The organism is Mesorhizobium sp. M7D.F.Ca.US.005.01.1.1, assembly GCF_003952545.1.
Classification (GTDB): Bacteria; Pseudomonadota; Alphaproteobacteria; order Rhizobiales; family Rhizobiaceae; genus Mesorhizobium; species Mesorhizobium loti.
This window is the reverse complement of the sequence record NZ_CP034453.1, coordinates 2,648,265-2,670,190: the sequence shown is the minus strand read 5'-3', so window position 1 is coordinate 2,670,190 and position 21,926 is coordinate 2,648,265. Positions and strand designations below refer to the sequence as shown.

The 21,926-nt window shown below is 62.1% G+C and carries 19 protein-coding genes; 4 read left to right on the top strand and 15 right to left on the bottom strand.

Features of this window, described 5'->3' with window-relative positions:
* Positions 1-9 precede the first annotated feature (9 nt).
* The 4 genes from EJ076_RS12875 to EJ076_RS12860 are packed head-to-tail and all read right to left on the bottom strand — an operon-like array spanning position 10 to position 4,515.
* Entirely contained in the window at positions 10-1,701 is a 1,692-nt protein-coding gene (locus EJ076_RS12875) for a methylmalonyl-CoA mutase family protein (RefSeq protein ID WP_164548622.1), read from the bottom strand.
* Positions 1,698-2,699, bottom strand: a complete 1,002-nt coding sequence (gene meaB / locus EJ076_RS12870; RefSeq protein ID WP_109661514.1) for a methylmalonyl Co-A mutase-associated GTPase MeaB — start codon at positions 2,697-2,699, stop codon at positions 1,698-1,700. Before meaB ends, EJ076_RS12875 begins: the two co-directional genes overlap by 4 nt.
* A complete protein-coding gene (locus EJ076_RS12865) occupies positions 2,696-3,181 on the bottom strand; it encodes a cobalamin B12-binding domain-containing protein (RefSeq protein ID WP_245463038.1) in 486 nt (161 codons plus the stop codon). The genes meaB and EJ076_RS12865 overlap by 4 nt, the downstream gene beginning before the upstream one ends.
* Positions 3,178-4,515 (bottom strand): aspartate aminotransferase family protein, encoded by a 1,338-nt coding sequence (locus EJ076_RS12860; RefSeq protein ID WP_126068090.1) that lies wholly within the window; start codon positions 4,513-4,515, stop codon positions 3,178-3,180. Before EJ076_RS12860 ends, EJ076_RS12865 begins: the two co-directional genes overlap by 4 nt.
* A gap of 97 nt (positions 4,516-4,612) precedes the next feature.
* On the opposite strand from EJ076_RS12860, the gene EJ076_RS12855 reads away from it, so the two are divergent.
* On the top strand, positions 4,613-5,470 hold the full coding sequence (locus EJ076_RS12855; RefSeq protein ID WP_126068089.1) for a LysR family transcriptional regulator: 858 nt from the start codon (positions 4,613-4,615) through the stop codon (positions 5,468-5,470).
* Between the two features lie 194 nt (positions 5,471-5,664).
* On the opposite strand, the gene EJ076_RS12850 is transcribed toward EJ076_RS12855, so the two are convergent.
* From EJ076_RS12850 to EJ076_RS12800, 11 genes are all read right to left on the bottom strand, one after another.
* The gene (locus EJ076_RS12850; RefSeq protein WP_109661505.1) at positions 5,665-6,594 is read right to left on the bottom strand and encodes a LysR substrate-binding domain-containing protein; all 930 of its coding nucleotides are present in this window, start codon (positions 6,592-6,594) and stop codon (positions 5,665-5,667) included.
* Positions 6,595-6,652: 58 nt separating this feature from the next.
* The gene (locus EJ076_RS12845) at positions 6,653-7,567 is read right to left on the bottom strand and encodes an SMP-30/gluconolactonase/LRE family protein (RefSeq protein ID WP_126068088.1); all 915 of its coding nucleotides are present in this window, start codon (positions 7,565-7,567) and stop codon (positions 6,653-6,655) included.
* A 12-nt stretch (positions 7,568-7,579) separates the two neighbouring features.
* Positions 7,580-9,082: an aldehyde dehydrogenase family protein gene (locus tag EJ076_RS12840; RefSeq protein WP_126068087.1), complete on the bottom strand. Its 1,503-nt coding sequence runs from the start codon at positions 9,080-9,082 to the stop codon at positions 7,580-7,582.
* 25 nt (positions 9,083-9,107) lie between these two features.
* Positions 9,108-10,568, bottom strand: coding sequence for an aldehyde dehydrogenase (locus tag EJ076_RS12835; protein ID WP_126071041.1), 1,461 nt, complete (start codon positions 10,566-10,568; stop codon positions 9,108-9,110).
* A 35-nt stretch (positions 10,569-10,603) separates the two neighbouring features.
* Entirely contained in the window at positions 10,604-10,981 is a 378-nt protein-coding gene (locus EJ076_RS12830) for a carboxymuconolactone decarboxylase family protein (protein WP_109661499.1), read from the bottom strand.
* Positions 10,982-11,010: 29 nt separating this feature from the next.
* A complete protein-coding gene (locus tag EJ076_RS12825; protein ID WP_126068086.1) occupies positions 11,011-11,418 on the bottom strand; it encodes a hypothetical protein in 408 nt (135 codons plus the stop codon).
* Position 11,419: 1 nt separating this feature from the next.
* Positions 11,420-13,093 (bottom strand): GMC family oxidoreductase, encoded by a 1,674-nt coding sequence (locus EJ076_RS12820; protein ID WP_109661497.1) that lies wholly within the window; start codon positions 13,091-13,093, stop codon positions 11,420-11,422.
* 36 nt (positions 13,094-13,129) lie between these two features.
* Positions 13,130-14,053 (bottom strand): ABC transporter permease, encoded by a 924-nt coding sequence (locus EJ076_RS12815; protein ID WP_245463037.1) that lies wholly within the window; start codon positions 14,051-14,053, stop codon positions 13,130-13,132.
* 47 nt (positions 14,054-14,100) lie between these two features.
* A complete protein-coding gene (locus EJ076_RS12810; protein ID WP_126068085.1) occupies positions 14,101-15,051 on the bottom strand; it encodes an ABC transporter permease in 951 nt (316 codons plus the stop codon).
* Positions 15,048-16,589, bottom strand: a complete 1,542-nt coding sequence (locus tag EJ076_RS12805; protein WP_109661492.1) for a sugar ABC transporter ATP-binding protein — start codon at positions 16,587-16,589, stop codon at positions 15,048-15,050. Before EJ076_RS12805 ends, EJ076_RS12810 begins: the two co-directional genes overlap by 4 nt.
* Positions 16,590-16,664: 75 nt before the next feature.
* Complete coding sequence (locus tag EJ076_RS12800) at positions 16,665-17,876, bottom strand: substrate-binding domain-containing protein (protein WP_126068084.1); 1,212 nt, start codon at positions 17,874-17,876, stop codon at positions 16,665-16,667.
* 315 nt (positions 17,877-18,191) lie between these two features.
* Here EJ076_RS12800 and EJ076_RS12795 point away from each other — a divergent pair, with 315 nt between their 5' ends.
* The 3 genes from EJ076_RS12795 to EJ076_RS12785 are packed head-to-tail and all read left to right on the top strand — an operon-like array spanning position 18,192 to position 21,885.
* A complete protein-coding gene (locus tag EJ076_RS12795) occupies positions 18,192-18,956 on the top strand; it encodes an electron transfer flavoprotein subunit beta/FixA family protein (RefSeq protein ID WP_126068083.1) in 765 nt (254 codons plus the stop codon).
* 3 nt (positions 18,957-18,959) lie between these two features.
* Positions 18,960-19,928 carry an electron transfer flavoprotein subunit alpha/FixB family protein gene (locus EJ076_RS12790; RefSeq protein WP_126068082.1) on the top strand — a complete coding sequence of 323 codons (969 nt, stop codon included), beginning with the start codon at positions 18,960-18,962 and terminating at the stop codon, positions 19,926-19,928.
* Position 19,929: 1 nt separating this feature from the next.
* A complete protein-coding gene (locus tag EJ076_RS12785) occupies positions 19,930-21,885 on the top strand; it encodes a (Fe-S)-binding protein (RefSeq protein WP_126068081.1) in 1,956 nt (651 codons plus the stop codon).
* Positions 21,886-21,926 lie beyond the last annotated feature (41 nt).

The following is a 21,926-nucleotide window of genomic DNA, read 5'->3' as shown; positions in this document are numbered from 1 at the left end:
ACATCCTCCTCAGACGATCATCGGTTCGGCGTAAGAGCCCCAGACATCTCGCAGCGCGCCGCAAATCTCGCCCAGTGTCGCTCTTGCTTTCACCAGTTCGATCGTCTTCGGCAGCAGGTTGATGTCATCGGATTCGGCTTGTTGGGCGAGCTCCTGCAAAAGTCGCCGGACGCGACCGTTGTCGCGATTTGTTCGCACCGCATTCAAGCGATCGATCTGCAACTGCGTGCAATGATCGTCGTAGGGATGGATGTGAACCTGCGCGGAACCGCTAGTCTCGTCGACATACCGGTTGACGCCGACCGAGATCTTCTCGCCGCTGTCGATCTTCTTGAACGTGGCATAGGCCGAGTCCGCCAGCTTCTGCTGGAACCACCCTTCCTCGACCAGCTTGATAGCGCCGCCGCGCTCATTCACTTCGTCCAGCACTTTCCAGATTTCGGTTTCCATGTCGCTCGTCAGGCGCTCGACGAAGTACGAGCCGCCGAGAGGATCGATCACGGATGTCACATTGATTTCTTCACGGATGATCTGCTGGGTGCGGATGGCCAGCTTCATCGCCTCTTCAGTCGGAATGGCAAAGGCCTCGTCGAGACCGTTCGTGTGCATGCTCTGGCATCCACCCAGAACGGCACCGAGCGCCTGGATGGCGGTTCGCATGAGATTGTTGTGGTGCTCGACCTTGGTGAGGCTCATCGCCGCGGTCTGTACATGCACCCGCAGTCGCATGGATTCCGGCTTCTTAGCCTTGAACCGCTCGGACATGATCTTGGCGTAGACGCGCCGGGCCGCCCTGAACTTGCAGATCTGTTCGAAGAAATCCTGGTGACTGATGAAGAAGAACGACAGCCTGGGGGCGAAGTCGTCGATATCCATGCCGGCATCAATGACCTCTTCGCAATAAGCGATGGTGAAGGCCATGATGAACGCGATCTCCTGGAGCGCATTCCCGCCGACGTCGGACAGGTGATAGCCGCTCAGGCTGATCGGATTGATCTTCGGCGTCGTCCTCGCACTGTGCATGATCAGATCGCGCAGCAACCTGACCGCGGGTCGCACCGGATAGATCCATTCCTTCTGGGCGACATATTCCTTCAGCGGGTCCGCCTGCAGCGTCCCCGTCAGCTTATACAGGTCATAGCCGCGCTGTTCGGCGACGGTGACGAACATCGCATAGATCACCCAGGCAGAGGGGTTGATGGTCAGGGAGACCGAAATCTTTTCAAGGTCGATGCCGTCGAAGAGGCGGTCGACATCGTCCACCGTGTCGATTGCGACGCCAACACGCCCCACTTCGCCGAACGCCATCGGGTTGTCCGAATCCAGGCCAAGCAGCGTCGGCAGATCGAAATCGGTCGAGAGTCCGGTCTGACCCGTCTGGATCATGTATTTGTAGCGCTGGTTCGTGGCTTCCGGATTGCCGAAGCCCGCAACCTGCCTGATGGTCCACGGCCGCCCGCGATACATCGTCGGATAGGCGCCCCGCGTGAAAGGATAGGCGCCCGGAAAGCCCAGGTCGCTTGCGGGGATATCGGCGACGTCGGCCGCGGTGTAAATCCGCTTCAGCGCTATCCCGCATTCCGTTTCGTATGCCGGCTTTTCCTCGGGCCTGCTCTTCAAGGCAGCCGCAAGTTCCCCGTCTTCCCACTCGGCCTGCTTTTCCCTGACGTCTTCGATTGCCTGCGCCGAGAACAGATTCATGCGACCCGCGCCTCGCTGTCCCAACCCAACAAGCGGTAAGCGGCGACGAGCGGGTCCACGTCTCTGTTCACCACTGCCTGAATGTGTTTCTCCATCTCCTCGACGTCCTCATTGAACTTGAGCTGGAACAGGTGCCTGGCGGTGCCGAGTATCCGCGTTCTGCACATGCTGCGCTGGCGCTCCGCCAGCTCGCCGCTTTCCTGCAGATGCGCCCAGTGCTGGCCGATGCCGTCTTTCAGATCGCCGATGCGTTCGCCTGAAACTGAACTGACCGGAAGAACTGGGGGATTCCAGCCAGCGCTTGCCTTGACCGTTCCGAGGGCCATCATGCCCTTCAAGGCTGAGACCGTGGCCGAAGCCTCCGGTTTGTCGCATTTGCTGACGGCATGTATGTCGGCGATTTCCAGGATGCCTGCCTTGATCGCCTGGATGTCGTCGCCGAGCCCCGGGGCAGACAGAACCACGATCGTGTGTGCCGCCGTCACCACCTCCACCTCGTCCTGGCCGACGCCGACGGTTTCGATGATGATTGGCGAGTACCCTGCCGCGTCCAGAATATCGACCGCCTGAAGGGTCGAGCGGGCTAGGCCGCCAAGATGGCCGCGCGTTGCCATGCTCCGGACGAAGGCTTGGCAGGACTGCGCCGCATCGTTCATCCGCACCCGGTCGCCCAGAATGGCACCGCCGGAAAACGGGCTGCTCGGATCCACGGCAATGACCCCGACCTTGTACCCGTCCGACGCGAAGGCCTTGATGAGCGAAGAGACCAGGGTGGATTTGCCAGCGCCCGGCACACCGGTGATGCCAACGATATGCGCCTTCCCGGTGTGCCTGTAGATCTCCGCCAAAGCATCCGATGCCTCTGCATATCCGCCTTCGGCGCGTGAAATCATCCTGGCAATGGCCGGAACGCTGCCAGCCAGGACGCCGGACAGAAGCTCGATCGAGGGTATGTAGGCAGCGCGCTTCGCCTGTCTCGAAGAGGTGTATGCGGTCATATGCGACCACGGGCTGCGATCAGGTTCCTGATTGTCGTGACAATCAGATCGGCCCGTGCCTCCTGTGGAACGATGGCATCGACCCCGCTATCCGACAAAGCGGCATAGTCCTGCTCGGGAATCACGCCGCCCGCGACAACGAAAATGTGCTCGGCCTTTTGCTCCCGCAGGCAACGTCCCAATTCTCGAAACAGCGGGACATGGGAGCCCGACAGAAGGCTGACCCCGATAACATCGACGTCTTCCTGTATTGCCGCGTTGACGACCTCATTGGGCGATTTGTAGAGACCGGTGTAGACGACCTCCATGCCAGCATCGCGGAGGATACGGGCGACGATCTTGGCCCCGCGGTCATGGCCATCGAGCCCGAGTTTGGCGACAAGCACCCGAATGGTGCCAGGCGAATGCACTTCGGCATCCGCTCCGGGATTGGAGTCCTGGTCTACCGTGCTCGTTTCGGTCATGGGTCCGAGCGCTTTCACTCTGCGGCGATGCCGGAAAGGCCTGCGGCGGCGGCAAGCCCGGCTTCGATCGACTCGGAAATGATCCTCAAGCCGAGGTCCAATTCCTCCTCGGAGATCGTCAAGGGAGGGGCTATGCGAAACACTCCGCCCATTCCGGGAAGCTTGACTATGTTCATGCTCAGGCCGCGTCTGAACGCTTCAGCCGCAATTCTGGCGCCAAGCTCGTGGTCTGGATCCCTGCGCTCGCCGTTCTTGACGATCTCGACCCCGAGCATGAGGCCACGGCCACGCACGTCACCGACGCATTCGTATCGCTGCTTCAGCGCCGACAGTCCGTCGAACAATCTCGCCCCGAGATGACGTGCCCGTTCGACGAGTTTCTCTTCTTCGACCACATCGAGCACCGCAAGGCCTACAGCCGCCGGCAGTGGGTCGGAAACATGCGTGGTGTAGAACAGGAAACCCCTGTCGTGCGCCGTCTCTTCAATTTCAGCTGTTGTCATGACAGCTGCCAGGGGAAGGCCCGCGCCGATGGTCTTAGAGAGGGTCAGTATGTCCGGGGTGACGCCGTCCCTTTGAAAGGCGAACATATCGCCAGTGCGGCCGATACCGGTCTGTGCCTCGTCCAGGATAAGCAGCATTCCACGCTCGCGGCATTTCTGCTGCAGCGCTGCCAGATAGCCTGGCGGCAGTTCGAGCATGCCGCCGCTCGACAGGATCGGCTCAGCGACGAAGGCTGCCAGGTTTCCTGTCGACTGGCTGTCGATGAGATCAAACGCATCGTTGAGTTCGGTGAACCAGTCGAGAGATCCGTCGGCATTCTTGAAGCGCGGCCGGAAACTGTTGGGCGCGGGGATTGCGAGCGATCCGACCGCCGCAGGTCCATACCCCTTGCGGCCGGCGCTGTATGTCGCCGACGCCGCGGCTCCCGTCATGCCATGCCAGCTCTTCGAGAAGGCAACGATCTCGTGCTTGCCGGTCACCAGCTTCGCCATCCGGATGGCCGCTTCGTTCGACTCGGCGCCGGTCGAAAGCAACAGCGCCCTGTCAAGGCCAGGCGCCAGCGCCGCAAGGCGTTGCGCAAGCTCGACGACCGGACGCGACAGCATGCCGCTAAAAAGATGCGCGACCCTTTCGACTTGCCGGCTGACCGTCGAAACGATCTTGGGATGAGCATGCCCGAGCAGTGCGCTCATCTGTCCAGACGTGAAGTCGAGGATGGCCCTGTCGTCCGCATCGTAGACGAATGAGCCCGCAGCGCGCTCGATGATGGCAGGTTCAAAGGTGCCGCCATATCGTATGAGGTGCTTCTGCGCCGAAGCCCAAAAACCGCTATCCAAGTTCCTTGACATCTCACAGCCCCGCTAAAGCGTTCAACCAGACAATTAGCGGCTGGCAGGGGTGCAGTAAAATTGATAGTAATCGGATTCAGATATCAGCGGAATTGATATGCAGGCTCCACTTGATCTCAGGCTGCTGGCAACATTCGTTCGTGCGGCCCATTCGGGAACCCTCAGTGCGACAGCGGTACAGGTCGGACGTACGCAGTCGGCGGTGACCATGCAGATACAACGGCTTGAGGAAGCTCTCGGCCAGAGTCTGTTTCATCGAAGCGGCAGCGGGGTCCGCCTCACCGGCAGCGGAGAGCGCTTCCTGGCCTATGCCGAGCGCATTCTCAAAATCCATGACGAAGCGATTTCGGCGCTCTCGGACAAGGGCTTGCACGGTTCGATGACTTTCGGCAGCCCCGAAGACTATTTGAGCGCGTTCTTCCCTGCACTCTTGAAGAGCTTCGGAACCAGATACCCCGATGTCGAGATCAAGGTCGTTTCGGCGCCGACAGTTGAATTGCGAACGCTTCTGCACTCGCGCCAGATCGACCTGGCGCTTGTTTCGACTCCGAACCCAAGCGATGCGCAGGATGTCGTTCGGACAGAACCGCTCGTATGGGTGGGTAGCAAGCCGACCCTGGAGCTTCACGATTTTGGCGACACTGTGCCAATGGCATTGCCGGCGTCGAACGCCATGGACCACAAGGCAGCCTGCGAGGCCATGGCCCGCGCCGGGATACGCTACAAAATATCATATGCGAGCAATAGCCTTGCTGGACTGATTGCGGTCGCGCGGTCCGGTCTGGCGATAAGCGTCATGACCCAGGAGGCCGTCCCATCCGACCTCTATATTCTGAACACGCCTTTTCCCAAATTGCCCCGCCTTGGAATCCTGATCGCTTTTGCCGAATCCGAACGATCGCCTGCGGTAGAGGCATTTGCCAATCACATCCGAAGCGTTCTTCCATCCCTCTAAGACGGCCGATATCCACACGTGTCGTCCGCACGTAGCCGACCGGTTGGCGGATGTCCCGGACCGGAGCTCGCGACGGTTGCGGTTCTCGCCACGGCTGTTGATTCACCCGAATACGGGAGGATTTCAGTTGATCAAACCAGCCTTGGGCGCGCAAACCGCCAGCCAACTTGGAGCCATGCATTCTTTTCGCACACTCATTCAGGATAGGCTGTCGGTTTCCAGATGTGGGTGGAAATGATGTCCCGCAGTTCCGTGCGCACCGCACGGAAGAGTGGGCGAAAATTCGAGGACATCGGTCGCTGCGAGGAGGTCGCGAGGATCAGCTGTCGGGTAATCGGCGGGTCGAATGGCCAGACCTCGATGCGGCCAGCCTCAACAAGGAGATGGACGGAAGCATAGGGCAGAACCGTATAGCCAGTGCCCTCCTCGACCAGAAGCAAGGTTGAAGGCATTGCCTCCAGCTCCATCTCGACACGCGGATAGATGCCATGCTCCGCCAGGGTATTGTCGATAAGCCGCCGCAGTCCGTGCGGGCGGCTGGGCAGGATCATCGGCAGCTCGGCGAAAATGTTGAGGCCGACCGGCCCGCGCGGCAGCACGCGCTCGGACAAGACCGGTCCGATCAGAAACAGCTCGTCATCGGCCAGCGGTTCGGTCAGTACGGAAGGATGGTTCGGCGAATTGTAGAGCACGGCGGCATCGATGCGACCGGCAATAAGCCATTCCAGGATATGGCCGCTGAAGCCTTCGATCACCTGCAGCGCGACATTGGGAAACTCGTTCTTGATCTTCTTGACCAGCGGCACCGTCAGCACGGTGCCGACCGAAGGCGGCACGGCCAGCACCAACCTCCCCTTCGGCGAGGATTTGAGGTTCGAGACCGCATTCTGCGCCAGCCGCATCCGCTCGACGATCTCGTCGGCGTGGGCCTTCAGAAGCACGCCGGCCTCGGTCAGCACGACACCGCGACCGTTGCGATAGAAAAGCTCGACGCCGAGTTCCTCCTCAAGCCCGCGAATATGGCGCGTGACCATTGGCTGGGTGACGTTGAGGTCGAGCGCGGCCTTCGAGAAGCTGCCAGCCGCACCGACGGCGATGAATACCTGTAGCTGCTTCGTGTCCAACTCTCACCCCAACCGTCCGCTGCTGCAGAGCTTCCAGGCTGACCCAGTGGTGTCCGTGTCACGTGCCGAACGGGTATTTCTGGCCTCGGACATTCAGGAACACGGCATAGACCGACGTTGTCGCCGTGATGAACAGCCGATTGTTGCGCGGCCCACCAAAGGCCAGGTTTGCAACCATTTCCGGCACCTGAATTTTCCCGATGAGCTCACCGTCGGGCGTATGGCACTGTACGCCATCCCATGCGCTGATCCAGAGATTGCCCGTGACATCAACGCGAAAACCATCCGGAATGCCAGGCGATATGTCGGCGAAGATGCGGGAATTTACCAACTTGTCGCCGTCAACGTCAAACTGCCTGACGTGATGCGGGGCACTGCGGTCGGTGAGGAAGCCGGAGTCCGAAATATAAAGGCGCTTCTCGTCGGGCGAGAAGGCGAGGCCGTTCGGCATGGAGAAATCATCGGCAACGACGGTGATCGCTCCCGAGCCGGGATCGATCCTGTAGACGCGGCAGCCCGGTTGCTCCTGCACGCCCTTGCGCCCGACATAGTCCGAAATGATCCCGTAATTGGGGTCGGTGAACCAGATGCTGCCGTCGGACTTCACGACCACATCGTTCGGCGAGTTCAACGGCTTGCCATCGAACGAATCGGCCAGCACGGTGATCGCGCCATCCCATTCGGTGCGCACGACGCGACGCTCCCCCTGCATGCAGGTGACCAGTCTTCCGTTCCGGTCGCGTGTATTGCCGTTCGGGTTGGAGACATGGCCGCGGAAAAGCGAAATCGCCCCTGTCTCCTCGTCCCAGCGCAGCATCCGATCGTTGGGAATATCGCTCCAGATCAACGAGCGAAGGTCGGCGAAATAGACCGGTCCCTCCGCCCAGCGATTTCCCGTATGGATGGTTTCGAGGAATGCGACCGGATCGATCAGGTCCCCGAACCGCGCGTCGATCGTCTCGTAGCAGGACATCGACCGCCTCGCCTATGGCAGCCGGATCGCGACGGTCTTGGTCTCGGTGTAGAGCTGGAGCGCCTGCTCGCCAAGTTCGCGCCCCCAACCCGACTGCTTGAAACCGCCGAACGGCATGGTGACGTCGTTGAAGTTGTGGCAGTTCACCCAGACCGTGCCGGATTTGATCTTCGCGGCCAGCCGATGCGCGGCGCCCAGATTGTTGGTCCAGATCGATGCGGCAAGGCCATATTCCGTGTCGTTGGCGTCCTTGGCGAGTCTGTCCAGGTCCTCGTCGTCAAAGGGCATCGCACAGGCCACCGGCCCGAATATCTCTTCGCGGATCACCGACATGTCTGGGCGCGTCCTGGAAATGACCGTCGGCTTGACGAAATAGCCGACGTCGCCGGCGCGCGCGCCACCGGTGACGATTTCAGCACCGTCGTTTCGGCCTTCCGAGATCAGCCTGGTGATGCGTTCCATCTGCTGCTGAGAGACGACGGGCCCGAGCTCGGTCGCAGGATCAAGCCCGGCGCCTAGCTTCAGCGCCTCGGCGCGCTCGGCAATGCCGGACATGACCTTGTCGTAGATCTTCTTGTGAACGAAGAAACGCGTTCCCGCACCGCAGCTCTGGCCGGCATTGAAGAATGCCGCGCTCGAGGCGCCCGCCACCGCCATGTCGATATCGGCATCGCCCAGCACTATGGTCGGCGCCTTGCCGCCAAGTTCCAGGCTGACCTTCTTGAGATTGCCGGTCGCGGCGCGCGCGATCAGCCGGCCGACTTCGGTCGAACCGGTGAAAGCCACCTTGTCGATATCGGGGTGGGCCGCCATCGCCGCGCCAACCGTTTCGCCAAAGCCGGTCAGGATGTTGACCACGCCTTCCGGAAAGCCGGCATCCTGGACCAGCTTGCCGAAGTAGAGCGCTCCGAGCGGCGTCTGCTCGGCCGGCTTGAGCACGATGGTGCAGCCGGCCGCCAGTGCCGGCGCCACCTTCCAGGCGAGCATGCTGAGCGGGAAGTTCCACGGGATGATCTGGCCGACGACGCCGACCGGCTCGCGGCGGGTGTAGGCGTGCCAATCACCCGGTGCGTTGATGGTCATCGTCTCGCCATTGATCTTGGTGGCCCACCCCGCATAGTAGCGGAACGTCTCGGCCGTGAACGGCACCTCGCCGTTGCGGGAATCGCCGATCGGCTTGCCGCTCTCATAGGAATTGAGCGTTGCCAGCATATCGACATTGGCATCGATCAGATCGGCGAGTTTCCAGATCAGCCTGGCGCGCGCGGCGGGCACCATTTTCGACCAAGGACCGTCGATCGCCGTCCGCGCGGCCCTGACCGCCAGATCGACGTCGGCGCCATCGCCGGCCGGCACCTGCGCGATGACCCGGCCGTTCGAGGGATCGATGACGTCGAGCGACTGTCCGGAGGCCGCCGGCAGCCATGCGCTGCCGATCAGCATCGCATGCTTGCCGCCGACGAACGCCGCCACCTTGGGATCTAGTGGCGGCACGGCATCGAAACGTATGTTCATGATTTCCTCCGAAGGGTCGCTTCGATCAGCGCTGGACGAACGGCGCGGGAATGGAATTCCCGGCATCGATCCAGATGCTCTTTTCCTGAAGATATTCGTAGATGGCGGTCTGGCCGTTCTCCCGGCCGATGCCCGACTGCTTGTAGCCGCCGAAAGGCGAGAGATAGCTGGTGGCGCGGTACATGTTGACCCACACGCTGCCGGCCTCGAGCCGCTCGGGCAGGCGGATTGCGCGGCCGAGGTCCTGCGTCCACATCCCGGCCGCGAGCCCGTAGATGGTGTCGTTGGCGATGGCCACTGCCTCGTCCTCATCCTCGAAGGGAATGACCGACAGCACCGGTCCGAAGACCTCTTCCTGGGCGATGCGCATGGACTGCTTCACGTTACCGAAGATCGTCGGTTCCACGAACCAGCCGTCGGCAATCGATTTGTCCTCGGGTATCTTGCCGCCGAGCAATTGCGCGGCGCCCTCACCATTGGCGATGCTGATGTAGTCGAGCACTTTCGCGCGCTGCGGCAGGGTGGTGATCGGACCGACCTGGGTCTCGGGGTCGAGCGGATCTCCGATCTTCGCGGTCCTGGCGAAGGCGACCAGCTTCTCCGTCACCTGGTCGTAGACCGAGCGCTGCACGAGTGCGCGCGAGCCGGCGATGCAGGTCTGGCCGGTTGCGGCAAAGATTCCGGAAACGAGGCCGGGAATGGCGGCATCCATCTTGGCGTCGGCGAAAACGATGTTGGCGGATTTGCCGCCGAGTTCGAGTGTGACCTTCTTGAGCCCGCCGGCGGCAGCCTGATAGACGCGGCGGCCGGTTGCATCACCACCGGTGAACGCCACTTTCGCGACATCGGGATGCGTGACGAGGCGGTCGCCGATTTCATGGCCGAAGCCGGTGACGATATTGACGACGCCCTTGGGAAACCCCGCTTTCTCGAAAAGCCGGCCGAAGAACAATGCCGACACCGACGAGAACTCCGACGGCTTCCAGACGATCGTGTTGCCGGCAGCGAGCGCCGGGGCAAGCTTCCACGTCGCCAGCATCAAGGGCGAGTTCCACGGCGTGATCGCGGCCACAACCCCGAGCGGCTCGCGGCGCGTGTAGTTGAACACGCCCGGTTTGTCGATCGGGATGACACGCCCCTCGATCTTGTCGGCAAGGCCGCCAAAGAAGCGGAACCATTGCGGAATGTATTTGCACTGCATCCGCATTTCATTGATCAGCTTGCCGTTGTCGCGGGTTTCGAGAACGGCCAGGTTTTCGGCCTCCTCCGCCACGAGATCGGCAAAGCGGGTCATGATCTGCCCACGCGCGCTTGGAGTCATCGTCCGCCACTCGCCGCGGAACGCGGCGGCGGCTGCCTGAACGGCCGCATCGACATCGGCTACGCCGGCGCGCGGAACGAGCGCCCAGGCCTTGCCGGTGAAGGGATCGAAGGATTCGAAAAAATCCCCCGACTGCGCGGCGGCCGAGCGGCCGCCGATCAGCATCGAGAGCTTTTCCGTGGCCAGCGGCGGACGGGTTGTCATGCTCCGACTTCCTGCATGGCTTCGCGCGCCACCCGGAAGGAATCGACGCCTGCGGGCACGCCGGCATAGATCACGACCTGTAGAAGGACTTCGCGGATTTCGTCTTTGGTCACACCGTTGGTCAGCGCGCCTTTCACATGCATCTTCAGCTCGTGCGGACGATTGAGCGCGGAAAGCATGGCGAGGTTCAGCATGCTGCGGGTCTTCTTGTCGAGCGTGTCGCGGCCCCAGACAGCGCCCCAGCAATATTCCGTCACGAGTTCCTGCAGCGGACGATTGAAATCGTCGGCGCTGGCGAAGGATTTCTCGACGAATTCGGCGCCCAGAACCGATTTGCGGATTTCAAAACCCTTGTCGAACACGTCTTTGCCCATTGGATGGTCCTTTCCAGTTGCTTAGGAGATCAAAGGCCGGGGGTCGGCCGATATTTGCGGCCACGCGCGACCACCTGGCCGAGCGAGCCGTTGGTCAGGTAGATTTGCGTCGCCTTGGAATCGTAGGGAACGTTCTCCTGGCCGGGGTAGCCGATCAGCTCGCGCACGCGTGGGCTCATATAGTAGGTGGCGATGGCAATGGTTGTGATCGCCGAGAAGGCTTCACCATCCTCCTTGTTGAGGCTTTCCAGGCGAGCTTCGGCGCCGGTGGCCGGACCGACCGCGATGCCGCGCGCGAAGCCCGACTTCAGATCAATACGGAAATCCAGGGACTTCTCGACATCGGCGTAACCGCAGACGTCACTGAATTTCGGCATCTTGCCATGCGCGGGGATCAGGAAGTCTGCGAGTGCAAGGAAGGCGTTCTCGTCCGACATGTCAGGCCACCTTCTGGTTGCGGCGCTCGGCGATCATGCGGCGCGTGTTGCGCAGCGCCACGGCCATGATGGTCGCCGTCGGGTTGGTGGCCCCCGAGGTCGGGAAGGTCGACGCATCCATGACATAGAGGTTCGGCACGTCGTGGCAGGCGCCCCATTGATCGACGACCGAGCGCTTGGGGTCGTCGCCCATGACGGTGGTGCCGATGAGGTGCCAGCCGGATTCACGCACCGGCGTCGAAACCAGCGTCTCGATGGCGCCGGCGGCGCGTACCGATTCCAGGCAACGGTCGATGTTGAACTTGAGCAGCCGGTTGGAGTTCTCGTTGACCTTGTAGATGATCTGCGGTGCCGGCAGGCCATCGGAATCCACCAGATCCTTCGACAGCACCACCTGATTGCTTTCCTCCGGAAGATCTTCCCCGACGATGCCCCAGATCAGCGAATGGCCGAAGCGACGCGCCACATTTTCATGCAGGTTGGCACCCCAGAAATCCTGGAACCGGCCGCTTTCGGCGACATAGACCTTGGACCCGGTCGCGCCGGATACGCCGACCGGTCCGCCCGACGGCATGCAGTTCCATTTCGAACCGCGCACAAAGCCACGGCTTTCGTCGGTCTCATAGAATTCCAGCGAATAGACTTGCTGACCGAAGGGACCACGCCAGGAATCGAGCGGGTCCTGGTAAGAAGCAAGTACACTTGCGAAGGGATGCATCATCAGCCGCTTGCCGACCAGGCCGGACGAGTTGGCGAGGCCGTCCGGAGTTCTGGACCCTCCCGACATCAGCAGCAGCCGAGGCGTGCCGACGCCATTGGCGCACAGAATGACCACCTTGGCGCGCTGGCGCCGGTCGCGCCCGTTCGCGTCGACATAGACGACGCCGGTCGCCAGCCCCTGCTCGTTCGTCTCGATTTCTTTCACGCGAGCACGGGTGACGAGCCGCGCGCCGGCTTTCAGGGCCAGCGGCCAATGCGACCGGTCTGTCGTGGATTTCGCACCCTCCGGACAACCGGTAAGACAGGTTCCTCGGCGCACGCACGGATTGAGTTCGCCGAATTTCTCCGACGGGATGGCATTGCTGCCGGGCCACCAGTGCCAGCCCATCTTCTCCATGCCCAGCGCACCGCGCTGGCCAACGGAGCCCATCGGCAGCGCCGGAAAGGGATAGGCTCCGCGCGGCGGATAGGCCGGATCGCCAGCGAGACCGGAGACGCCCACCTCGCGTTCGATCTCAAGCTGGTAAGGCAGCAGGTCTTCATATGTGAACGGCCAGTCCTCGGCCACGCCATCCATCGACCGCACGCGGAAGTCGGACGGCAGGAAATGCATCCACTGCGCGCCGTAGAGCGTCGCGCTGCCACCGACACCGGCAAACATCAGCGGGTTGATGTCCGTCGTCGACGTATCGACGGGATAGTCGTTGGGATTGTCGCGAACGTTGGGATTGGGATGCCAGAGCTTGGTGCTGACAAGCTCGTGCTCCGGACGCGCGCCGGTATAGTCGGCGTAGTCCGGCCATTCGCCCTGCTCGAGCACGACGACGGAAATGCCGGCGCGCGCCAGATGAAGCGCAGCGACCGAGCCGGATGGGCCGGCCCCGACGATCACGACATCCACTTCCTCGTCGCGCCTTGCCCGTGCACCGCGATCCGCCAGAACTTCAACGGTCATTCTCTTCCTCCCTTGGGGTCCAACGGCAGCATCGGGTCAGGCGAGCCGCGTCCGATAAAACGCCGCCGCGCCGATGATGATGACACCCTTGATGATGAGCTGCATCTCGATCGGAAATCCGAGCAGCAGCACGAGATTGTTGATCACCACCAGAACGGCCACGCCAAGCAGCGCCGCAAAGATGTTGCCGCGCCCACCGGTAAGCGCGACCCCGCCCATCACGGCGGCAACAATGGAGTCCAGTTCGTAGCCTTGGCCGACCCAGTTCGAAACGGTGCCGACATAGCCGAGCAGGAACAGCCCGCCTATTCCCGCGCAGACAGAGCAGATGACGTAGCAGAGGATGACCACGCGATCGGGCGCGACACCGTTGAGGAACGCCGCCTTCGGATTGCTTCCGACCATGAATATCTCACGGCCGAGGCGTGACCGGTGCAGCACGATGCCGAACGCGATGGCCAGAAATGCCAGGGTGATCAGATTGACGGGCACGCCAAAAATCCGGCCGGAGGCCAGAAAGCCCATGCCCGGCGGCAAGGTGCTGATCGGCGCTCCGCCAGTATAGGCGAAACGGATGCCCTGCAGGATGATCATCATCGCCAGAGTTGCGAGAAACGGGCTGACATTGCGCTTGGCGACGAGCCAGCCATTCACCAGGCCCACCACGGCCGACAGGGCGATCGCGGCGATGAAGATCATCGGAATCGCCTCATTGGTCGTGGCTTTGAAAGCGGTCGCCAGCACGGCCACCGTCGCCATCAGCGAGGCCACGGACAGGTCCAATCCGCGCACCAGGATGACAAAGGTCTGGCCGACGACGACCATGCCAAGCGGTGCCGCGATCGTCAGCACATTGACCAGGTTGGCCGGCCGCAGAAAGGTCGGTGAAGCGAGAGCCGCAACGGTCATCAGCGCGACCAGGAAGACCAGCAGCCCGTAGCGCTCGAAAACAGACGCCATGGACATGCTTTGCGATCGCGGCATCGGGGTATCGAGAGGCGCCATCGTTATCTCCGCCTCGTGGTGTGGATGCCGACCGCGATGATGATGATGAGACCCTGGATGACCCACTGGTAGTAGGATGAGACATTGACGAAGTTGAGCAGGCTGTTGAGCATGGTGACGAGCAGCACGCCGAGGAAGGTACCAAGCACGCCACCTCTTCCGCCGGCCAGAATAGTGCCTCCGACCACGACCGGCGTCACCGATTGCAGCGTCAGCGCGGCGCCGATGCGCGGGTCGCCAACGCCGGTGCGCGCGGTCAGGAAAATCGCAGCTATACCGGCGCACAGGCCCGACAGCGCGTAGGCAAGCACCACGATACGATCGACCGGCAACCCATTCAGCCGCGCCGCTTCCCGATCGCCGCCGACGAAGTAGATACTGCGGCCCGTGCGCGTGCGCTGCAGCCAAAGCCCGGCTAGTGCGAAAATCACGACGAGCACGACGGCGCTGAACGGAATGCCGCCGACCTTTGCATAGGCAATATCCGCGAAGGCGCGCGGCACGGAGCCGCCGGGCTCCTTACGGTACATCAGCGTTGCGCCGAAGATGATCGAAGACATGCCGAGCGTGACGATCAGGGGATGGACGCGCAGCACGACCGTCAGCAACCCGTTGAGCGCGCCGACGGCGGTGGCGGCGACCAAGGCCAGCGGCAGTGCAAGCCAGACCAGATCAGGGCGCCATTCGAGGAAGTTCGCCAGAAAGACGGTGAGCGCACCAACCAGCGAACCGATCGCCAGATCGATGCCGCCCATCAGCACGACGAACGTCTGGCCCAAGCTGACCATGCCCAGCACGATGAGCTGCTGGAACAGATTGCCGATGTTGCGCCAGGTCAGGAACCGATCGGACAACAAGCCGCCGGCGACGGCAAGCAGTACCAGCAGCACTGCCACGATCAGATAGGAAAGCAACAGCCGGTTGCGGCGAAGATCCACCGTGATCGCGCTCATCCGACCGGCTCCGCACGCTGATCCATTTTCGCCTCGCGGTGCCCGACAGATCGCACGGCGAGATCCATGATCGCCTCCTCGCCGAGGGCATCGCCTTTGATTTCGCCGACGACGTAGCCTTGCGCCATGACGAAGACCCTGTCGGAGAGGCCGACGATTTCGGGCAGTTCTGAACTGATCATCAGCACGCCGACGCCAGAATCCGCCAGCCGGCGCACGATACGGTAAATCTCCACCTTGGCTCCGATATCAACCCCGCGCGTCGGTTCGTCGAGGATAAGCAGCCTGCTGGCAATCCGCGACCAGCGGCTGAACAGCACCTTCTGCTGGTTTCCACCGGAGAGATTGCCGATCTTCGCGTCAGGCGACGGCGTCGCGACCGAAAAGTCCTGGATCTGCTGCATCGCCAATGCCCGTTCCTGCTTCCGGTCGATCAGGCCATGTTTGGTTATGCCGTCCAGGTCGGGCGCCACGATATTGGCGGAAATCGGCAGGCCGAGAAACAGGCCGTCGTCCTTGCGGCTCTCGGTCAGGAAACCGAGCCCATGGCCGATCGAACCCTTCGGAAGCTTTGTCTCGAATGGCTTGCCATCGAATTCGATCACCCCGCTCTCGACGGCACGCGTGCCGAAGATAGCCTCGGCGACCTCCGTGCGCCCCGAACCAACCATGCCGGCCACGCCGACGATTTCGCCAACCTTGACGTTGAGGCTGACGTCACGGACGCGCGGACCAGCCTTGAGATTGCGCACAGTGAGCACATCCGGGCCGCCCGCCGGCGCCGTACGCCGCGGCGGATAGATCTGGCTCAGCCGGCGACCGACCATGCGTGTGATCATCTCTTCACGCGTGAGCGCGCTTACCGGGCTCGTGCCGACGAGCTGGCCGTCCTTGAGGATCGTCACCGTGTCGGCGATCTCGAATATCTCCTCGAGCCTATGGGAGACGTAGACGATGCCGACGCCTTCGTTGCGCAGCCTGCGCATGTTCTCGAACAAGAGATCGACCTCGCGGCCTGCGATGACCGCTGTCGGTTCGTCCAGGATGAGAAGCCGCACCCTGCCGACCAGGGCTTTCGCGATCTCGACCATTTGCTGATCGGCAAGCGGCAATTCGTCGATCTTGGCGTGGGTTGGAATATCGACGCCGAGTTGTGCGAGGATTTCAGCGGCGCGGACGTGGCGGGCGCGGTTCGAAATGAGACCAAACATGCCGCGGGGCTGCGTATCGACCAGAATGTTCTCGGCAACGGAAAGCTCGGGAAAAAGCGCAAGCTCTTGATGGATCACGTGAATGCCGGCAGCGCGTGCTTCCTTCGGCGACTGCCAGGAAACCGGCTTGCCGAGATAGGTCATGGTCCCGGAATTCGGTTTGGTCACGCCGCCCATGACGCGGATCAGCGTCGACTTGCCTGCGCCATTTTCGCCGAGAAGGGCGTGAATCTCGCCCGGCCGCACGGCGAAATCGACCTTGTCCAGGGGTTTGACTCCAGGATAGTCCTTCTCGATCTGGCTGAGTTCAATAACAGACGCTGACATATCCCGGTGCTCGAACTGTTCAATGCACGCCCGGTGCGCGCCCAGGATGGGCGCACACAGGGTCGCTTGGGAAGCTTACTTCGGATAGTCGGGATTGAACGTGCTCGGATTGTAGCCGGCGGGCAGCCCGTTGCTTGGCGACAGATCACCCGGATCGCTCATGCTGACATGGTCGAGCAGATGCCTGTCGCCCTTGACCGAGATCGTATCCGCACCCGGCGACGTGACGACCTGGAAGCTCACCTCCACCTTGTCCGGGACGGAGATGCCCTTGAGCACGTCGAGCGCGGTCTCGATGCCGGTGATGCCCATCGACGTCGGATAGTCGATGCCGACCATCTTGATGTTGTGCTGGTTGGCCAGCTGATACATCCGGGCAACGTCGCCGCCGGTCATCGGTGGAAATTCGCCGTCCTTGTAGCCGGCGTCAAGAAACGCTTCGATCGCGCCATAGCCCTGAAGCGCACTGTCGGCCAGGACGCCGTTGATGGCCTTGCCGTGCTTCTGGATCAGCGCGGCCATCACCGACTTGCCGGTTGCCGGGTTCCAGTCGCAATACTGCTTCTCCAGCACCTTGATGTCGGGAAATTTCGAGAACACTTCCTCGTTCGCCTTGATGCGGATTTCCGCGACGCTCGACCCAGCGATGCCGGGCAGCATCACGATGTTGCCCTTGCCGCCGAGCGTCTCGCACAACCACTGCGCCTCGAGACGGCCCAGTGCCCAGTCGGATGCCGTGACGTAGGTGATGTAGTTGGCCGGCGTCTTGACCTTGCGATCGACCATGACAACGGGAATGCCTTGTTCGGTTGCGCGGCCGACGACGGAATCGAGCGCGTCCTCGGTCGAGGCCGCAATGAGCAAAATGTCGACACCCTGGCTGATCAGATCCTGGATGTCCGCGATCTGCTTGGAAGGGTCGTCATTGGCGTCGGTGACGAGAAGATGGGCGATCTCGTCGCGATGCTGGCCGGCGGACCAGAGGACGCCATGCTGGAAGGCGACACGCCAGGCATTGGAAATCGAAGCGTTGGAGAACCCGATCGTATACGGACCCGCCTTCTTCCATTTCGACGTGTCGACCATTGTGTTGGCATTGGGGTTCCACATCCAGGTGCGCGGCGCGCCATAGTAGCCGGGCTTCGTTTCCGGCTCTGAAGCGACGGCTGCGCTGGTCTGGGCGAGTTGGATGGCCGGTGCGGCGGCCATGGCTGCCGCCACGGCCGGCATGCCGCGGATGAAGCTCTTACGCGAGATCTTGTGGTCTAGTATGCTCTTTATTGACATTGGTTCCTCCTCCTGAACGCTCGACAGAGCGCCTAAAATTCTCCTCAGATATTCGCGCACACGAGACAGTATAAACAAACAATAGATGTTTATATCCCGGGCAAATCGCACGACTATTTTCCTGACAACCTCCAATTCAGGAAAATTCGATTGAAAGCGATTTGACGCAAATTAGCAGTCGATTACCCACGATCGTCAATCTGCCGTCTTGTAATAGCTGCTATTACCTTTTTCGCCATTGGGGACGGCGAAGAATACGACTTATCTAGCAGCCGGTGCCGGGCGCTTGAGGTGCGTTCCGTCGGAGGAGAGGCCGTGAATATTCTTGTTGTCTTGCGCATGATCCCGGATTCCGCGGGCGAGCTGCAGCTCGCCGAGGACGGGCGCAGCATCGATCGGGAATGGCTGGACTTCCAGCTCAACGATTTCGACGATCATGCCCTGGAGGAAGCAATCCTGCTCAAGGAAGCCGGCGGCGCGAAAGTGACGGCGGTGGCCGTTGGCGAAGGCGCCAACCGTGTCCTGCAGATGGCTGCCGCGCGCGGCGCCGACGAAGTCGTGGCGCTTCAGTCCGAGGAGGACGCCATGATCTCCTCACGCGAGATCGCCGCCTCCATCGCGGCAATGGCGCGGGCAAAGTCGGCCGACCTGGTTCTGTGCGGCGTCCAATCGAGCGAGGATGTCTTCGGCCAGCTCGCGCCCTATGTCGGCGCGCTGCTCGACTGGCCGCATGTGTCGGGAACCAACCGTATCGTTGCGAACGGCGCCGTGCTTCGGGTCACGCAAGAGCGCGGCGCGGGTGTCGCCGTCACCTATGAATTGGCCACGCCGGCGGTGTTGGGCGTTCAGACAGCGTCGAAGGCGCCACGCTATGTCTCCGGCAGCAAGCTTCGCGAAGCATCCAAGACGCCCATCGGCCGCGCCACGCCCGAATCGTCAGGCTTCGAGCGTTCCGCCGAGATCATCACATTGCGCCTGCCAGTCCAGGGCGGCTCCGGCGAGAACCTCGGCGGCAATGCCGAGACAGTCGCGGATCGGCTGGTCAGCATCCTGGCGGCCAAGGGCCTGGCGAGGAACTAAGTCATGAAATTGATTGCCTGTACCGAAGGCCACTCCAGCAAGATCGAAGCCTTCTCCCTCGAAATGATCGCCGCGGCGCGTTCGATCGCCCAGGCCGGCGACGAGGTCGTCGCCTTTTTCGCCGGTCGTGACGCGGAAGGCGCGTCCGCTTCCTTCGGTGCCGCCGATCGCCTGATCGTGGCCCGCGCGACAAAATCAGATGTCATTCCCGCCGAGACCTATGCGCTGCTTCTGCGCGATGTCATCACCGCCGAGAGCCCCGGCCTGGTCCTGGTTCCCTATTCGGCAAACGGACTGGATGTGGCAGCCGACATCGCGGCGCGAACCGGCTGGCCACTTGTCTCCTATGTCAATGAAATCAAGCGGCATGGTGAAAGCCTGACAATCGTCGCGCAGATGTATGGCGGCAAGATACTGGCCGAATGCGAAATGCAGCTGCCCGCCATTCTGATGATCAACCCGGGGGCCTTCGCGGAGGCAGCGCCAGGCGCGATCGCCGCCGTGAGCGTGCAGACGATCGATGCCGACCCCGCGCTGACCAGCGGCAAGGTGAAGATGGTGGCCATCGACGTGCCGGATTATGCCGACGTCGATCTGACGACAGCCGAGAGGATCGTATGCGTGGGCCGCGGCATCGGCGACGAGGCAAGCATCGACCTTGCCCGCAATCTGGCGACGATGCTGGGAGCGGAGATCGCCGGCAGCCGTCCTGTCGTCGACAATGGCTGGCTGCCCAAGCTGCGCCAGGTCGGCAAATCCGGCCAGAAGGTGAAGCCGAAACTCTACCTGGCGCTCGGCGTGTCCGGTGCGCCCGAACATCTCGAGGGCATGTCGCAGGCCGACCTCATCATTGCCGTCAACACCGATCCGAAGGCCCCCATCTTCAATGTCGCGCATTACGGCGCGACCTGTGACCTGTTCGATCTCGTCGCCAATTTGAGCGACAGGCTGCGGGCCGGCTCTGGCCGTTGAGATGGCATCGACCCTTCCACTCTGGATCCTGGTCATCACAGCACTCGCGTTGACCGCCTGGCGCTCGCGCCGTTACGCGGTTGCTCTTGCCAATGCACCGGCAGCGGCCCGCTTCGATCGCTCGATGCTGCGTCTCCAAGGCGTGATGGTCGCCATCGGCATGCACCGGAAAATGCTCCGCAAGCCGCTTTCCGGCGTGCTCCACGCAATCATCTTCATTTCGTTCTTCGTGCTGTTCACCGCCACGATCGATGCCTTCGGCTCGCGGCTGTTTCGCGGGTTCTCACTTGCGCCCATCGGCGGCGAAACCTGGATTGCCGCTCTGCAGGATATCTTTTCGGTGCTGATGCTGGTCGGCGTCGGACTTGCACTCTATCAGCGCTACGTGCTGCGGCCTGCCCGTTTCGACGGCTCGAGCGGCAGTGATGCGGCAATCATCTATGTGTTGATCGTCCTGATCGTGGCGTCGCTGCTTTTCGAGGCGGCGGCGCGCATACTGGGCGGCGCCGACGGCTCGTGGCGGCCTGTCGCTTCCCTGCTCGCCGGGCTGCTCGATCGCGCCGGCATGCCGGCACATATGGGCGAAGAGCTGTTCTACTGGGTTCACGTCGGCGCCATTCTGGCATTTCTTGTCTATATCCCCGGTTCGAAGCACCGGCACATGTTCCTGGCCGCGCCCAACATCTACTTCCGCAACCTCGAACCGCGCGGCCTGGCGCCCGCTGTTCCGCCAGCGCGAAAAACTCCAGGCATCGACAGCCTGGGACAGTTCGACTGGAAACAGCAACTCGACCTTCTGTCCTGCACCGAATGCGGCCGTTGCCAGGCGGTCTGTCCAGCCTATGCGGCCGGGCTGCCGCTCAGCCCGAAATTGCTGATCACCGACATGCGCGATGCGCTTGCCGCGGGACCATCGGCGGCCCCGCTGGTCGGCGGCGTGATTTCCGAGGAGACGCTGTGGGCCTGCACCACCTGCCGTGCCTGCATGGAAGCATGCCCGGTCGAGATCGAGCATCTGCCCAAGATCATCGACATGCGCCGTCATCTGGTCGACGAAGGCCGTGTCAGCCCCGGTCTGCAGGAGGCGCTATCGAACCTGATCCGTCTCGGCAATTCCATGGGCAAGCCTTCCAAGATGCGGGCCCGCTGGACCAGGGAACTCGGCTTTCCGGTCAAGGACGCGCGCGAGGAACCCGTCGACGTCCTGTGGTTCGTCGGAGACTACGCATCCTACGATCCGCGCGTCCAGGAAATCACGCGCAAGGTTGCCGAACTGCTGACCGCGGCCGGTGTCGACTTCGGCATTCTCTTCGATGCCGAGCGCAACAGCGGCAATGATGTGCGGCGTGCCGGCGAAGAAGGTCTGTTCGAGACGCTCGCTCAGTCCAACATCGATGAGATCAAGGCGTGCAGCTTCAACCGGATCATGACCACCGATCCGCATAGCCTGAATGCGCTGAAGAACGACTATCAGCATTTCGGCGCGGCGTTCGAGGTGCTGCACTATACGGCGCTGCTGGCGGAACTCATCGCGGCGGGAAAACTCGACCTGCACGTCGCCGACGGCGCCAGGGTCACCTATCACGATCCCTGCTATCTTGGACGCTACAATGGCGGCTTCGACGCGCCGCGCGAGCTGATCCGCGCCGCCGGATATACGCTTCATGACATGCCGCGCTGCCGCGAGAATTCCTTTTGCTGCGGCGCCGGCGGCGGCCGCATCTGGCAAGGTGACGACGGTGTGACCGAGCGGCCGAGCGAGAACCGCATCCGTGAAGCACTAAGCCTGGGCGATGTCGCCTATTTTGTCGTCGCCTGCCCGAAGGACAAGGTGATGTACACCGCCGCGATCGATGCGCTCGGCGTGGCCGACAGGTTGAAGGCCGTGGACATAGCGGAACTTCTGGTGCCGCGCACAAGCCAGGCGCTCGAAATGCCCCCAGTGGAAACGAGCTGACGGAATGCGATCCAGGAGATCGAGACCAAGCACCATGGGCA